A 14,323-nucleotide genomic window follows, 5' to 3' on the forward strand; every position below is an offset into this window, starting at 1 on the left:
TCAGTGAATACTGAACAGTTGCTCGAAATTGGAAATGGAGAGTATGCGCCTTACATCCACATTGCAGTTTCTGATGGAAATTCGCGCATTATCCCCGCCGGCATGATCTCTCAACAGCAGCAACATACCCAGTGCGGAGCTGTCCAGGTAAGTGGTATCCGATAAATCGACAATATACTCACTCACCGAGGGGTCATTATGCTCGTAGGCATCACGAAACGCCTGGTGAGTACTGAAGTCAAACCGGCCTTCAACCTGGATGGTCAGCGCCTGACCGTCGTCACTCCGGCGTGTGTAAATCGGCATTCTCTAACCTCCTGCGGCCAATGGCCCTGGTAACAGCGCCTTTGCCGGTGGCGTCATGTGGTAAAGAATAGACAAAAAAGCGGATTTTGCATCCGGGTGACGATAAATCCCTGCCCGTAGAATCAGCGGTTTCTTCTGGCAAAAGCGCGGCTCGCCGCCTCGTCCGCCAGCTTCTGCTCCCTGGAGTCCCGCTCACGCTGCTCCTGATCCCGGCAGGATTCAATGTATTTTTCCATACCACGACGACGTTCCCAGGCCTGCTGCCACTCAAGGCGCCGGGCTTCATACAGCTGCTCGGCCTTCTGCAACAAATTCTGTTGCTGGCCAATCACCTGATCCAGCTGAGCGATAAACGCCTGCCACGCCTGCAAACGGGCCACCGGAACCACACCCTGTTGGCTGGCGCGAATCTGATCCCGGTACTCCTGTTGATAGCGTTCCAGGTTAGCAACCTGCTCTCGATGCCCTTCCACCCGGGTGCGGGCCTCCCCCATCCGCTCAAGGGCCTCCTGCTCCTTGCGCTCCTCCAGAGTGAGCACAACTTCCAGGCGTTTCGAACGCAGCATCAGGCTTCACCGCCTCTGCGAGCCGGGCTGGGCACAGCGGTTTTTCGCCGATCCGGCGAGCGCCGCTCGGGCACAACCGCCAGCAATTGCTCAATGCTTTCATGCAGGGGGGCGCTTTCATTAAGCCCCTGCTGCAGGAACTGCCGCATATTCCCAATATGCTCCATCGCGAAATCGGTTTCAGGGTCCGAGCCTTTCACATAGGCGCCGACACTGATCAGGTCCCGGGCCTGCTGATAGCGGGAGTAAACCTGTTTGAAGCGCTGGGCACGGGCAAAATGCTCGGTGTCGGTTACCTGGGGCATCACCCGGCTGATGGATGCCTCGACGTCTATGGCCGGATAATGCCCCTCTTCCGCCAAACGGCGGGACAGCACAATGTGGCCGTCCAGAATGGCCCGGGCGGCATCCGCGATGGGATCCTGCTGGTCATCACCCTCGGTCAACACGGTATAGAATGCGGTAATTGAACCACCACCCGGGCGGCCGTTACCCGTGCGCTCAACCAGTTGTGGCAATTTGGCGAATACCGAGGGCGGATAGCCTTTCGTGGCCGGGGGCTCGCCAACGGCAAGCGCAATTTCCCGCTGGGCCTGGGCATAACGGGTAAGCGAGTCCATCAATAGCAGAACCCGCTTACCCTGATCCCGGTAATATTCGGCAATCCGGGTCGTCAGCATGGCAGCACGCAGGCGCATCAGAGGTGAGTCGTCTGCCGGGGCAGCCACCACCACAGAACGGGCCAACCCTTCGGGCCCCAGAATATCCTCGATGAATTCTTTGACCTCACGGCCACGCTCGCCAATCAGGCCAACCACAGTGATGTCGGCATCGGTAAAACGGGTCATCATGCCCAGCAGCATACTCTTACCCACACCACTGCCCGCAAACAGGCCCAGCCGCTGGCCCTGACCAACGGTCAGCAGAGCATTGATCGCGCGTATCCCCACATCCATGGACTGCCGCACCGGCGCCCGGTTCAGGGGGTTGATGATGTCGCCGGTCAGTTGCACCCGGGCTTCGGCCTGCAGCGGGCCTTTGTCATCCAGCGGGTCGCCCGCCCCGTTCACTACCCGGCCCAGCATCTGGGGCCCTACCGGCACACGGCTGGCAGACGCCAGAGGCACAACCCGGGCTCCGGGCCTCAGGCCCTCAATGGCGGTCAGTGGCATCAGGTAGACCTTGTCTTCCTCAAAACCGACCACCTCGGCCTCGACACTGGCACTCCCTTCACCCTGAATCAGGCAGCGGTCGCCCACCACCATCGGACAGCCGACACACTCCAGTGTCAGCCCGACCATGCGAGTCAGCCGGCCGGACAATTCCGGCAGCAGTTCCGTTTGCACGGCACCCTGAAGATGCCTCAGACGCTCAGCCAGGCGTGATGTCATCACTCTCACCCGGCGGGTTATCTTGCTGAGAAGTCGCGGCGACATCAGCACCCGACATGGCCGAGTTACTGAGCACGTCGCGATGGAAGTCCGTCAACTCCCCCAGGTGGGGCGTTTGGCTGAGGTTATCGGCGCCCGCAGGCTCAGCCAACTGCTCTTCCAGCATACCCTGAACCGCATGCTGGAAACGTTTTTCAACCGTGAAATCCACCAGACTGTGGTTCGACTCAACCTTGCAGCCTCCGGGCATCAGGGTATCGTCTTCGATGATGGAGGCACCGGATTCCAGACGCTCCGCTACCTCCCGTACCGGCTCGATGTCATCAGGATGAATATGAATGCGGAGATTATTGGCGGTGGACGGTAAGGCCGCAATGGCGCGACGAACCACCTGGCGGATCTGGGACGAATCGGTGCCCAGTTCACGGTACACCACGGCTCTGGCCAGAACCGTCACCAGATTCACCATAACGGTTTCCAGCTCTTCTTCGTGGCGCTCGATCGGTAGCAGCAGCTCACCCAGAATATGTTCCAGCCGATCCAGCCGGGACGCCAGCTCGGCCTGTGCCAGCTCCCGGGCTTGATGCTCACCGTGGGCATGGCCTTCCTGCTCCCCGGCAGCAAACCCTTCTTTGTGGCCATCCGCCCGGCCGGTTTCAAAGCCCTCGGTGTAGCCTGCCTCGCGGCCTTCCTGAAACCCGTCTTCCCGGGCGGCACTGCGGATTTCCTCAAGGTCGGCGGCGGTCAGCGGCTTTACTTCTTCCACTTCCTCCACCTGATTGCCCTGGGCATCCAGCAGCGGCAGCTCCCACTTTTCCCAGGCGGTCAGTTGTTCTTTCGGTTTTTGCGCGGCGGTCGGGTCGGCTTTTTTCATCACATCATTTCTTCACCGGCACCGCCAAGAGAGATCTCGCCGGCTTCGGCCATTCGCCGGGCCACGGTGATAATGTCTTTCTGGGCCGATTCCACTTCGCTCACCTTGACCGGGCCTTTGGCCTCCAGGTCATCCTGCAGCAGCTCAGCCGCGCGCTTAGACATGTTCTTGAAGATCTTTTCCTTGACCGCGTCGTCTGCGCCTTTGAGGGCCACCACCAGAACATCCGACGATACCTCTCGCAACAGTACCTGAATGCCACGGTCGTCGATGTCCTTGAGGTTGTCAAATACGAACATCAGGTCTTCGATGGTGGACGCAAGATCCGGATCCATGTCCTTGATCGAATCCATCAACAGGCCTTCGATGCTCCGATCCATAAAGTTCATGATGTCTGCAGCCCGCTTTACGCCGCCAATGCGGCTGGTCTGGGCCGAAGAGCCACCGGAAAACTGCTTCTCGAGAATGTCGTTAAGCTCCTGCAGCGCCTGTGGCTGGATGCTTTCCAGCGAGGCCACCCGCATCATCACATCCAGCCGCACCCGCTCATCCAAAGTTGCCAGAATTTCGGCAGCCTGGTCTGGATCAAGGTAAGAAATGACAATGGCCTGAATCTGAGGGTGTTCATAGCGGATGATATCGCCCACGGCCCTCGGTTCCATCCATTTCAAGGTATCGAGCCCGGTGGTATTACCGCCCACCAGAATCCGGTCGATCAAACTGGCTGCCTTGTCGTCACCCAGCGCCTGGGTGAGCATGGCCCGGATGTAGTCATCATTGCCAACACCAAGCCCGGTCTGCCCGCCAACGGCTTCGACAAACTGGTTGAGCACGTGGGTTACGTCGTCCTTGCTGATGTCTTTCATCTGAGCCATGGCAACGCCCACGCGCTGGACTTCCTTGGGTCCCATGTGTTTGAGCACCTCGGCAGCATCTGCCTCACCCAGGGACATCAGCAGAATAGCCGCCTGCTCCACACGGGGTATCTTGCGTTGTGGCTTTCGGGCACCATCGCCCGACAGCTGGCCGTTTTCATCAGTCATCGACATTTACCCACTGGCGCATGACCTGTGCAACCCTGGCGGGATCTTCCGCAATCAGGCCTTTGAGTGCATTCAACTGCCTATCATAGCTGTCTGTTGCTCCGGGCAAAAGCAGGTCATCCTGTGCGGACATGGCATCCCGCAGGGCCTGCCCGCCTTCGATGCCCTCCAGCGGGTCGTAATCACCGTCGTCACTGCCGCCCTCACGACTGCGCTCGCCGCCACCGGAAAGCGTTTTCAGAGTGGGCCGGAGCAAGCCCAGCACCAGAATCAAAATCACCAGCCCGGCCAGTACCTGCTTCATCAGATCCCAGAACCAGGGCTGCTCCCAGAAGCCCGGCGCTTCAAACTCCACAGCCTCGGTGGGAGCAAAGGCGGTATTCATTACGGTAACACTGTCGCCACGGCTGGCTGAATAACCCACGGCATCCCGAACCAGCATGCTGATTCTCTGCAGTTCGGCCTCCGGCCAGGGCTGATAACTGACTTCACCGGTTGCCGGATCCACGACTTTCATATCGTCCACCGCCAGGGCGACGGTAACCCGCCGAATAGCCCCCAATTCCTGGCGGGTATAGCTCACAGTGCGATCCAGTTCGTAGTTCCGGGTAGATTCGCGGCGCACGTTTACCGGTGCGGCTGCCGGTGCCTCACCCTCTGCGCCACCGGCATTTGCCTGCTCCGGCACGGTTGCATTGCCCGGCGGCTGGTTGGACAAGGCTCCGGGAATGCCTCCGGCCGCACCGGCACCGCGCTGCTCCGAAGACTCCCGTTCACTGCGGATGGCCTGCTGCTCGGGGTTGAACAGTTCCTCGGCCCGCTCAACGGCGGAAAAATCCAGATCGGCGGTCACTTCCGCCCGGTAGCGCCCTTCGCCCACAATCGGTGCAATCATAGAGGCAACGCGCCGGGTCAGCCGGTCTTCCACCCGCGCGGTGTATTCGTACTGGTCTTTCATCCGGTCGGTGTCGGCCGGAGCCTCATCGCCGGTCAGCAGATTCCCGTTTTGATCGACCACGGTTACCTGTTCACGATTCATCATCGGAATGCTGCCCGCCACCAGATTAACGATGGCGCGGATCTGTTCCGGCTCGGGGCGACGGCCGGCGAAGACTTCCAGAAATACCGATGCAGAGGGTTCCCGGGCATCGCGGATAAACACGGAGCGCTCCGGAATCGCCAGGTGCACGCGGGCATTGCGAACGCCACGCATGGCCGCAATCGTGCGGGCCAGTTCGCCTTCCAGGCCGCGGCGGTAGCTGATGGTTTCCATAAACTGCGAAGTGCCCAGACCCCGCTCCTGATCCAGCAGTTCGTAACCCATGGTCTTCTGGTCGGTCACCCCTTCAGCGGCCAGCTTCAGGCGCGCGTTGTACACCTGCTCGGAGGGCACCAGCAAGGCACCCGTGCGGGGGTCCATCTTGTAATCGATGCCGTTGCTTTCGAGGATCGTGGTCACGTCCTGGGGGTTGTAGGCGGAAAGATCACCCACAACTGGCTGGTAGTTAGGCTCCTGGGCCCAGAGCACAACCGCAACCCCCAGAGCAACACTGGCCGCCAGGCCCACCATCAGGCCGATCTGGCGCAACACATGCAGCCGGTTGAAGCCCAGCAACAGATTGCTGCGGCTTTCTGGAGCCTGGCCATCCTGGGTGGCTGGCAGGTCAGAGGCGGCGGTTTCCGCGGGTACGCTTGCCATGCTGGTGCTCCGTTATCAGATCGGCATGTTCATGATGTCTTCATAGGCCTTGACCACCCGGTTGCGAACCTGGGTCAAGGCTTCAAAAGACACGGACGATTTCTGGGCAGCAATCATTACCCGGGTGATATCCACATTGGGGTCACCCATTTCGTAAGCGGTGCGCAATTCCCCGGTCTGGCTCTGGAGCTCGTTAACATTGTTAACAGCCTTGCCAAGCATCTCACTGAAGCTGGGTACTTCCTGGGTCTGCTGCACTTCACGGGGGCCATCAATCCGGCCACGTACAGACTGATCCTGTTCGATGCGCTGGTTTTGCATCATCTGAGAACGCAGATTCCGCATTTCCGAAAGCACATTATTGATGTCGGCACGTTGAACCATATCATTCTCCAACTCACGCTCTGTGCGGCCCCTCAGGCCCGATTGCTGCTATTTAATCTCTATGCAGCAAAAACCAGACCATCAATAAATTTACCATTTATTTCAAGCCGTTAATGAACTCAAAGTCAGTCACAAAAGCGGGGGGCGACAAAGAATTGGCGAAGGGCTTGTGCAGGCCGGAGCGCCTGCCCTGGGCCGGAACAAAATTCCGACACAAAAAAAGGCACCGAAGCGGGTGCCCGAAGGAGTATGGGAGAGACGAAAGTAAAGCGTCAGGCCAAAGCGAGTTCAGCCTCAAGATCGATGCCGGCATCGCGCATCTGGGCAAGCTTGTAGCGGAGTGTCCTGGGGCTGATGCCCAATTGCTCTGCTGCCCGGTTACGCCTGCCACCTTCTTTCCTGAGGGTCTGAATGATAATACGGAACTCCTGCTGACGAAGATCATCGCCGAGTGAACCCGGCTCGAAAACCTCGCCTGAATGCTCAGCAAACTCAGGCTCTGAGGGCTCCTCCGGCAATTCGGTTCTCTGGACAACCTCAGGCGGCACCGCCTGTGCTGCTTCGGTGGCAACGCCGGTTGTTCCGGTGATGCCAAGCTCAAGGCACAAGTCGTCGGCATGAATGACATTGCCCTGATGCAAAACCAGCGCACGCTGAATAGCATTATCCAGCTCACGGACATTGCCAGGCCAGGCGTGAGCCAGAAGTGCCTTTCGAGCATCTTCTGCCAGGGCAATTCCGGTCAGCTTCATTTTCCGGCAATGGCTTTTCAGCAAAGACCGGGCCAAAGGCAGAATGTCCAGTGGTCGCTCGCGCAATGGCTGCCAGCGCATGGGGAAGACCGTCAGGCGATAGTACAGGTCTTCGCGGAACTGGCCCTCTTTTACGTATTCGGCCAGATCGCGGTTAGTGGTTGCCAGCACCCGTACATCCAGGCTGATGGTTTTACGGCCGCCAATGCGCTCGACTTCCCGCTCCTGCAACACCCGCAACAGTTTGGACTGGAGCCCCAGATCCATCTCGGAAATTTCATCCAGCAAAATGGTGCCACCGTTGGCCTGCTCGAACTTGCCCGGCGATGCGGCCACGGCTCCGGTAAATGCGCCCTTTTCATGGCCAAACAGCATGGCCTCAAGCATGTTCTCCGGAATTGCGGCACAGTTGATGGCCACAAACGGTTTGTCGGCTCTGGGTGAATTCTGGTGGATGAAGCGCGCAAGCACTTCCTTGCCGGTGCCACTCTCCCCGGAAATCATCACCGTAGAATCGCTGGCTGCCACTTTTCCGGCAAGCTGAAACATCCTTTTGCTGGCCGGGTCCTCAGCGATCGGCTCATCGCCGGATTTCTGACGGCTGCCTCCCACCACACCACTGACAGCCTCTACCAGTACCTGTGGCTCAAACGGCTTCACCAGATAGTCAATGGCGCCCGCCTGCATGGCCGACACCGCATGGCTGATCTGCCCGTAGGCGGTAATCAGCATGGTGGGTAAGCCCGGATAAAGCCGTTGGATTTCCGCCAGCAACTCATGGCCGGAGATACCCGGCATGTTAACGTCGGTAATCACCATATCAACCGGCATACGGGCCAGGCTTGCCAGAGCATCCTCGCCGCTGGCGACTTCGCGCACGTCGAAATTCGCCAACTCCAGGGTGGTTACCAGCGCTTCTCTGAGATCGCGATCGTCTTCGACAATCAGGATACGGGCCTTAGCCATGGCAATGCCTCCAATCAACTCGTTACAACTTACCGTTCAGCAAAGGCAGGCGCACAATGGCCTCTGCCCCCTGCCCGGAAGATTCAATCGAAAACTCGCCCTGGTGGGCTTTCACCACCGCCTGCACAACCGCAAGGCCGAGGCCGGTTCCGTGGGATTTGGTGGTGTAGAACGCCTCGGTAATCTGCCCGGCCTGCTGCTGCGAAAAGCCGGTACCGTTATCGGTTACCCGGATGACCAGGTGTTGTCCGGACCGGGCCACCTGAAGATCAACCTCGGAGGCCCCGGCCTCGAAGCCGTTATTCACCAGGTTCATGCAGGCGCCAACCAGGGCATCCCGATTACACATCAGCCAGCAATCGTCCTGCAGGCGGCTGTCCAGAATTACCCGGGCACCAGCCCCGAGGCTCAGGCCATCGGTTGCGGCTTCAAGCGCCTCAACCAGGCGCCGGGCATCCAGCGCTTCGGCCAGCCGGGTTTCGCCACGGGCAAAGATCAGCATATCCCGCACCTGTTGCTCCAGATGGGTCAGGCGCGACATCAGGCGGTTTGCGCAACGCTGGCGCAATTCCTCGTCCAGGTCCGGCTGGCTCAAATGGCCACCGTAAAGAATGGCCGCCGACAGGGGTGTTCGAATCTGGTGGGCCAGCGACGCCACCATTTTCCCCATGGCCGACAAGCGCTGGGCATGCGCAAGCTGGCTCTGCAGCTGGCGGGTCTCGGTCAGATCGGTTAACAGAATCAACTGGCCGGGCTGGTTTTCCATGGTACGGATTTCGATGCTTACCCGGCGCCCGTCTTTCAGCGACACTTCGTGCCCGTCATCACTGCGGGGGGCGAAGCAACGCTGGATGACATCGATCCAGCGCTCACCCTCCAGCGGCTCGCCCAGAAGATTGATTGCAGCCGGATTACACTGGCTGACAGTGCCCTGCTTATCCAGAACCACCACGCCCGCAGGCAAGGCGCTGAGTAGAGTTGAAAGCCGGTCTGCCAGCTTTTCCTTCTCTTCCAGCTCCTGCTGGCGCTGACGGGTTTCGTGGGTCAGTTCACCGGATAACTGGTTAACCCGAGACTCCAGCGTTCGGTAGGAATCGGTAATCTGGCGGGACATCCGGTTGAACAGTTCCAGCGCCGAATCAACCGCAGGACCATCCTGCTGCGGAAACAGTGCTGTCACCTTGTCGTTCACATCCGCTGCCGCGTTGGCGTCGGCGTGCAAGCGCCCTGAATCCATCGCGATGTGTGCCTGACTCATAACCTTTCCCCTGTTCCGGTCAACCAAGACCTGAATAAACACATTCACACAGGGTTAAGCCAAACTCATGCCAGAATCACATTCAGCAACAATTTCAATGATTAAGGAGATTATGAAAAGGCACGCCGACAAATTGTCGTCACAAAACGCGGGGCCCGAAAACGAAAAAACCGGACAGTGTCCGGTTTTCTGGCGGTCAGATTGCGGCGACTGAATCAGCTGCTTTCGCCCTCTTCGCGCAGGCCGTATTTCCGAACCTTCTCTACCAGTGTGGTGCGCCGAATCCGAAGCTTTTCCGCAGCCCGGGCAACCACGCCCGCCGCTTCATCCAGAGCCTGTTGGATCAATTGCTTTTCGAGATTAGACAGATAGTCCTTCAAGTCGATGCCATTAACCGGCAATAACGCCGGTGCGTCCAGGCCCACAAGGCCCGGTACCGAAGAAGGCATGCCCGAATCGTCAACCGGCCGGTTCTCGTCGTAATCATCCACATAACGGAATTTTTTGGGCAACTCCTGAACGCCAATGACTCCGTAAGGGTGCATAATCGCCAGGCGCTCTACCAGGTTAGCCAACTCCCGCACATTGCCCGGCCAGTCGTGGCGGCACAGGCTCATAATCGCAGCTGAATTCATCCTCAGCGATCCGCGCTTTTCCTTTTCCATGCGGGAGATCAGCTCGTTAATCAGCAGCGGAATGTCTTCAACCCGATCCCGCAACGCCGGCATTTCTATGGGGAATACATTCAGGCGATAATAGAGGTCTTCCCGGAAGTCTCCGGCCTCAATCATGTCTTCCAGGTTTTTATGGGTTGCGGCAATCACCCGGACATCCGCCGACTGGGTGCGGTTGCTGCCAACCTTCTCGAAGGTTCTCTCCTGCAACACCCGCAGAATCTTAACTTGCATGTTCAGCGGCATATCGCCGATTTCATCCAGGAACAGGGTGCCGCCCTCGGCCATCTCAAAGCGCCCGATACGCGCGGTAATTGCGCCGGTGAACGCCCCCTTCTCATGGCCGAAAAGTTCACTCTCCAACAGCTCTGCGGGAATAGCGCCGCAATTAACAGGGACAAAGGGCTTGTCCCGGCGCGAGGAATGATAATGCAGGTTGCGGGCGACCACCTCCTTGCCGGTGCCGGACTCGCCGGTAATCAGCACACTTACATCCTTGTCAGCTACCTGCTCCATCAACTGGCGAACCTGTTGTACTTTCCGGCTGGTGCCCACCAGACTGCGGAACAGCTGCACACCCCGCTGATGGCCGCGCTCTTTGTTCCGGCTGAACTGATCACGATATATCTGCGCCCGGTAGAGGGAATCCACAAACTTGGTGTAGTTAAGCGGCCACTCCATGCGGGTGATCACCCGGGCAAGGTGGTCATCCGCCAGCGCGTTGAGCTCCGGATCGCCAACCATCAGTACCGGTACACCCGTCAACTCTTTACAGACCTGCTCTACCCAGGCGGGCGCCTGTTCACAAGCGCCATTCACCAGCGCAACTGATACGCTGTCCTGCTGATCCTGATCTCCAGATGCCAGGAGTGCCATCGCGGAATCACCCGACACAACCTGTTCTTCCCCGACAAATTCCAGAATGGTAACCAGATCGCGCCGCCGGGGCTCGTCCTCACACAGTACCAGCACCTTGTTATTTTTGGACATTCACAGCGATTCCTTGATGATTTTGTGCGCTATTTAAGACTGTATACCCGTCCCTGTCAATTTTATGACACCAAAGTCCCGGCAGAATCTGACCGGTATCAGACAGATCACTAATTTGACGAGATGTTTCGATAGGCGCGGGCGGCACTTCGGTTCTGGTTCACATCCTGCAACGAAGCCTTTGCCTCATCCCGGGCTTTGGTGGCGGCCGCATCTGCCTGGGCTACAAAGTCGTTCAGGGCCTGCAGCTTTCTGGTAACCAACGCTGCATCAACCTGCCCATGCTCAAGGGCGGCCATGACCGGGTCAACAGTGGGGCGTACTTTGGCGTTCAGTGAGGAAAGCAGCTCCCAGTCTTCTGCATCCAAAGCGGCTTGCAGGTCATTCTGAAGCTGGGTCAGTGCAGAAAGCAGGGTATCGGAATCGGCCATTATCGGTCTCCGTAGAAAAAAGGAGCCTGGCCGACGGCACAACGCTGCCCGAAGGCAGCGTTGTCATGCGTTCTGTTAACGCCTTGCTGCGCGACGAGCGGCGGCAGCCGTAAACTCGTTGCCACGGTATCCGGGCGCGAAGTTATAGGCAGGGTAGCCGTCATCCAGACCATCAATGTAGTAACGATCTGCCTTCAGATCATACGTCATTTCCATGGTGGTCCAGAAGACCGGCTCGCTGTAATAACTGATATTGTGTGCTTCGGATACCCGCCAGAGCTCACCCTTATCGTTGTACTCTTCCGCGACCAGAATCTGCCAGCTGTCTTCGTCAATGTAGAAGACACGGCGGTCGTAGATGTGCCCGATACCGGTACGGCGCGTTGCCTCTACCACCCAGACACGATGCAACTCGTAACGAGCCAGTTGCTGATTGATGTGGTTGGGGCGAATCACGTCTGCAGGCCGTACCGACTGGTCGTGAAGCCGGTAGGCGTTGTAGGGCACCAGCAGTTCGCGCTTGCCCTTGAGCTCCCAGTCGTACTGGTTGGGTGCGCCGTTGTACATGTCTTTCTGATCGACCGAGCGCAGAGACGAGGCGTTCGGCAAATCCGTTTCATAGGCCAGATTCGGAGAACGGCGAAGCCTGCGGGAACCGGAATCATAGCGCCACGCCAGTCGCGGTGAACGCACCTGGTCAAGTGTCTCGTGCACCAGGGTAATGGTGCCCGCCAGAGAGGTAGGCGCAATGGTTTCGGTTTTCAGGTAGAAGATCTTGTTATCAATATCTTCGAGGTTGGTGCCGATCTCGCTGTAGGCGAAGAAGTAGTCGTAATGGTTGACCACCGGGTTGAACGAGCCATCCTTCTGTGGCGTTGCCGAGGCACTGCGGAAAGACACCTCTTCGCCCCGATAGCGAAGAATATGGTTCCAGATAGCCTCAAGACCGTTTTTCGGTATCGGGAAGGGGCTGGTCATAATGGTGTTGCGTACACCGTTGCCGTTGTCTAGCAGTTCGGCTGTCAACGCATTCTCACGGAATTTGTCGTACACATGCTCCGGGTAGGCGGCCGTTCGGCGAGACTGGTACACCGGCATAAAAAACTCCGGGCCATACTGTTCAATCATCTTTCTATGGCCATCGGTGAGTTTATCGCGGTACAGCTCCAGGTTGTCACCGGTCACCACATAAAGCGCCTGATCTGCGGGGAAAGGATCCACCTCTACCGCCCCCTCGCGCCAATTATCCGGTGGTGTCGACAACCCGCCATCCCATGCCGGAATGGTGCCAGCTGCGTTACCGGCGCGCTCCGCACCCACCGGCGTCAGATCGCTATTCAGCCGCTGCGCTTCCTCCACCGACACCTTTGCCATCAAGGGGGCTGAAGCCCCCATCGCGGCAATCGTGACGGCCGCCAATAAACCGTTTCGCATACTCTACCTCCGGCACACGTTTTCTGGACAATAAATGCTCATCCAATCTACGCCCTTTTTGCCAGTTTCAAACGATCGTTTCAAGTGAATGTTTGTGTTTTCTTGTCAAATTGGTTCAGGGGAAACACTTAAAGACCGGCGAAATCTTTGCGCCCGAATGGTATAATCTTCCGGTTGTTCTGAATCAAACGCCCGGTCAAAAAATCCGCAGGTTGGCAATGGCACAACAGTGGCCTTCTCTTGTTAATGAAAAACTGTTTCTCGCCAGAACGTTACTGGCGCGGCTGGAGCAGACACCCAGTTCTTCGGCCGCCGCGATGCCGGTTGCGGAGCAGAAAGCACTTGAACAGGGCGCGATAGAGTTAATGCTCAGGGGCCGACAGTTACTACTGACTGCGATTGCCCGGCTACACCAGAACAAAACAGCCATGCCCAGCTCGATTGAGCAACTTGAGGCTCTGTTTCCTTACCCGGTGGCGGAAGCTGAACACTTGCGGGAACTTGCAACAACTGCAGGAAGCTGGTGGCAGCATCTCGCGGAACTTGAGGCGGCGCTGAGCAAACCGTCGGAAGCGAAAAAACACAAGGCTGCCGACAACCTGATCGCAGTGTCTGCTAACCATGGGCCGGATCGCTCGTGCAAGGCATTGCACAACAGCTTGTCAGCCATGGCAAAATTTGTCCGGGTTCTGACCGAACAACACAGCGAATACTGATTGCCAAAGCCGGATGCACACACTCGAATTCTTGTCGATTAAGGTTGAACCAAATGTCTCCCTCTTTTTTTGAAATTGTCCAACTCGCAGACGGCGATTTTGCATTGCGCAGAATCGATGATGACACCGCTCCCCTGGTGCGCATATCTTTCTCTGAAGAAGCCCGCGAGATGATGGACGACCGTGACATGAACGTGGCGAAAGCCATGATTGCAGCGGGTATTGAAGCTGCGGGCAACATTGGCCACGACATCGACTGGGAAGAAGACGACCATGATACCGCCGATGCCCAGCCTCAATACACTCTGCATTAATACACTCTACATTAGTACTACCGCTGCCGCAGCACCACACCATGGCTGTGACCGGCAGCCGATGCCTGCTGCAGCGACTCCATAGCGCCGCGACCGAGCTTTCTGGTCCAGAGCACCACGGCGTGGCAGGTTCCTGCCCCCAGTGCCCGCTCGGCCAGATCCTGTGCCGAAAATTCGGGCGTTGACCGCAACACCAGAATTTCGTTCGCAACAATACCGTGCATCTTTTGCCACTTGGCTACCAGAGGCGCAGGCGGGTCAATCCAGGCAAGCCAGCGCTTTTCCTGATTCAGCTGGGTGAGCATGGGCAGCAACAACTGAAAGTTTTCCACCTGCTCTTCCGGCAGGATAATCTCAGTAATATTGCCGACATGGCCAGGTGCCGAATGACGGCCAGAGCCCGCCGACAATCTGCTTCGGGCCGGTCGCCTGCCGGTTTCCGGAGACGAAACGGGGGTCGCTCCGGGGGCTAATGCGGGTTGGAACGCCATATTGTTAGAAAAACTTAATTGTTCCATTACTTAC

Annotated in this window: 15 protein-coding genes; 2 read left to right on the forward strand and 13 right to left on the reverse strand. The window is 58.0% G+C overall.

What is annotated here, in order from left to right:
• The 12 genes from C7H09_RS11155 to C7H09_RS11210 form a co-directional block, all read right to left on the reverse strand.
• Complete coding sequence (locus tag C7H09_RS11155; RefSeq protein ID WP_106762583.1) at window positions 1–306, reverse strand: STAS domain-containing protein; 306 nt, start codon at window positions 304–306, stop codon at window positions 1–3.
• 122 nt (window positions 307–428) lie between these two features.
• Window positions 429–872, reverse strand: coding sequence for a flagellar export protein FliJ (gene fliJ, locus C7H09_RS11160; protein ID WP_106762584.1), 444 nt, complete (start codon window positions 870–872; stop codon window positions 429–431).
• Window positions 872–2,263, reverse strand: a complete 1,392-nt coding sequence (fliI, locus tag C7H09_RS11165; protein ID WP_106762585.1) for a flagellar protein export ATPase FliI — start codon at window positions 2,261–2,263, stop codon at window positions 872–874. Before fliI ends, fliJ begins: the two co-directional genes overlap by 1 nt.
• The gene (locus tag C7H09_RS11170; RefSeq protein WP_106762586.1) at window positions 2,244–3,137 is read right to left on the reverse strand and encodes a flagellar assembly protein FliH; all 894 of its coding nucleotides are present in this window, start codon (window positions 3,135–3,137) and stop codon (window positions 2,244–2,246) included. Before C7H09_RS11170 ends, fliI begins: the two co-directional genes overlap by 20 nt.
• A complete protein-coding gene (fliG, locus tag C7H09_RS11175) occupies window positions 3,137–4,180 on the reverse strand; it encodes a flagellar motor switch protein FliG (protein ID WP_106762587.1) in 1,044 nt (347 codons plus the stop codon). Before fliG ends, C7H09_RS11170 begins: the two co-directional genes overlap by 1 nt.
• Complete coding sequence (gene fliF / locus C7H09_RS11180) at window positions 4,173–5,879, reverse strand: flagellar basal-body MS-ring/collar protein FliF (protein ID WP_106762588.1); 1,707 nt, start codon at window positions 5,877–5,879, stop codon at window positions 4,173–4,175. Before fliF ends, fliG begins: the two co-directional genes overlap by 8 nt.
• Window positions 5,880–5,894: 15 nt before the next feature.
• Window positions 5,895–6,263, reverse strand: a complete 369-nt coding sequence (gene fliE, locus C7H09_RS11185; protein ID WP_106762589.1) for a flagellar hook-basal body complex protein FliE — start codon at window positions 6,261–6,263, stop codon at window positions 5,895–5,897.
• A 272-nt stretch (window positions 6,264–6,535) separates the two neighbouring features.
• Window positions 6,536–7,981: a sigma-54-dependent transcriptional regulator gene (locus C7H09_RS11190; protein WP_106762590.1), complete on the reverse strand. Its 1,446-nt coding sequence runs from the start codon at window positions 7,979–7,981 to the stop codon at window positions 6,536–6,538.
• Between the two features lie 22 nt (window positions 7,982–8,003).
• On the reverse strand, window positions 8,004–9,239 hold the full coding sequence (locus C7H09_RS11195) for a sensor histidine kinase (protein WP_106762591.1): 1,236 nt from the start codon (window positions 9,237–9,239) through the stop codon (window positions 8,004–8,006).
• A gap of 215 nt (window positions 9,240–9,454) precedes the next feature.
• A complete protein-coding gene (locus C7H09_RS11200; RefSeq protein WP_106762592.1) occupies window positions 9,455–10,903 on the reverse strand; it encodes a sigma-54 dependent transcriptional regulator in 1,449 nt (482 codons plus the stop codon).
• A 110-nt stretch (window positions 10,904–11,013) separates the two neighbouring features.
• Window positions 11,014–11,334, reverse strand: coding sequence for an SOS cell division inhibitor (locus C7H09_RS11205; protein WP_106762593.1), 321 nt, complete (start codon window positions 11,332–11,334; stop codon window positions 11,014–11,016).
• Between the two features lie 75 nt (window positions 11,335–11,409).
• Window positions 11,410–12,768 carry a DUF1329 domain-containing protein gene (locus tag C7H09_RS11210; RefSeq protein WP_106762595.1) on the reverse strand — a complete coding sequence of 453 codons (1,359 nt, stop codon included), beginning with the start codon at window positions 12,766–12,768 and terminating at the stop codon, window positions 11,410–11,412.
• A 218-nt stretch (window positions 12,769–12,986) separates the two neighbouring features.
• Here C7H09_RS11210 and C7H09_RS11215 point away from each other — a divergent pair, with 218 nt between their 5' ends.
• Together C7H09_RS11215 and C7H09_RS11220 are read left to right on the forward strand one after the other, a co-directional pair.
• Window positions 12,987–13,484: a DUF6586 family protein gene (locus tag C7H09_RS11215; RefSeq protein WP_106762597.1), complete on the forward strand. Its 498-nt coding sequence runs from the start codon at window positions 12,987–12,989 to the stop codon at window positions 13,482–13,484.
• A gap of 53 nt (window positions 13,485–13,537) precedes the next feature.
• Window positions 13,538–13,798 (forward strand): hypothetical protein, encoded by a 261-nt coding sequence (locus C7H09_RS11220; RefSeq protein ID WP_106762600.1) that lies wholly within the window; start codon window positions 13,538–13,540, stop codon window positions 13,796–13,798.
• A gap of 17 nt (window positions 13,799–13,815) precedes the next feature.
• Here the strand turns inward: C7H09_RS11220 and C7H09_RS11225 are convergent, their stop codons facing one another.
• The gene (locus C7H09_RS11225) at window positions 13,816–14,316 is read right to left on the reverse strand and encodes a cell division inhibitor SulA (RefSeq protein ID WP_106762603.1); all 501 of its coding nucleotides are present in this window, start codon (window positions 14,314–14,316) and stop codon (window positions 13,816–13,818) included.
• Window positions 14,317–14,323 lie beyond the last annotated feature (7 nt).

It is taken from the genome of Marinobacter fuscus (genome assembly GCF_003007675.1).
Lineage (GTDB): Bacteria > Pseudomonadota > Gammaproteobacteria > Pseudomonadales > Oleiphilaceae > Marinobacter > Marinobacter fuscus.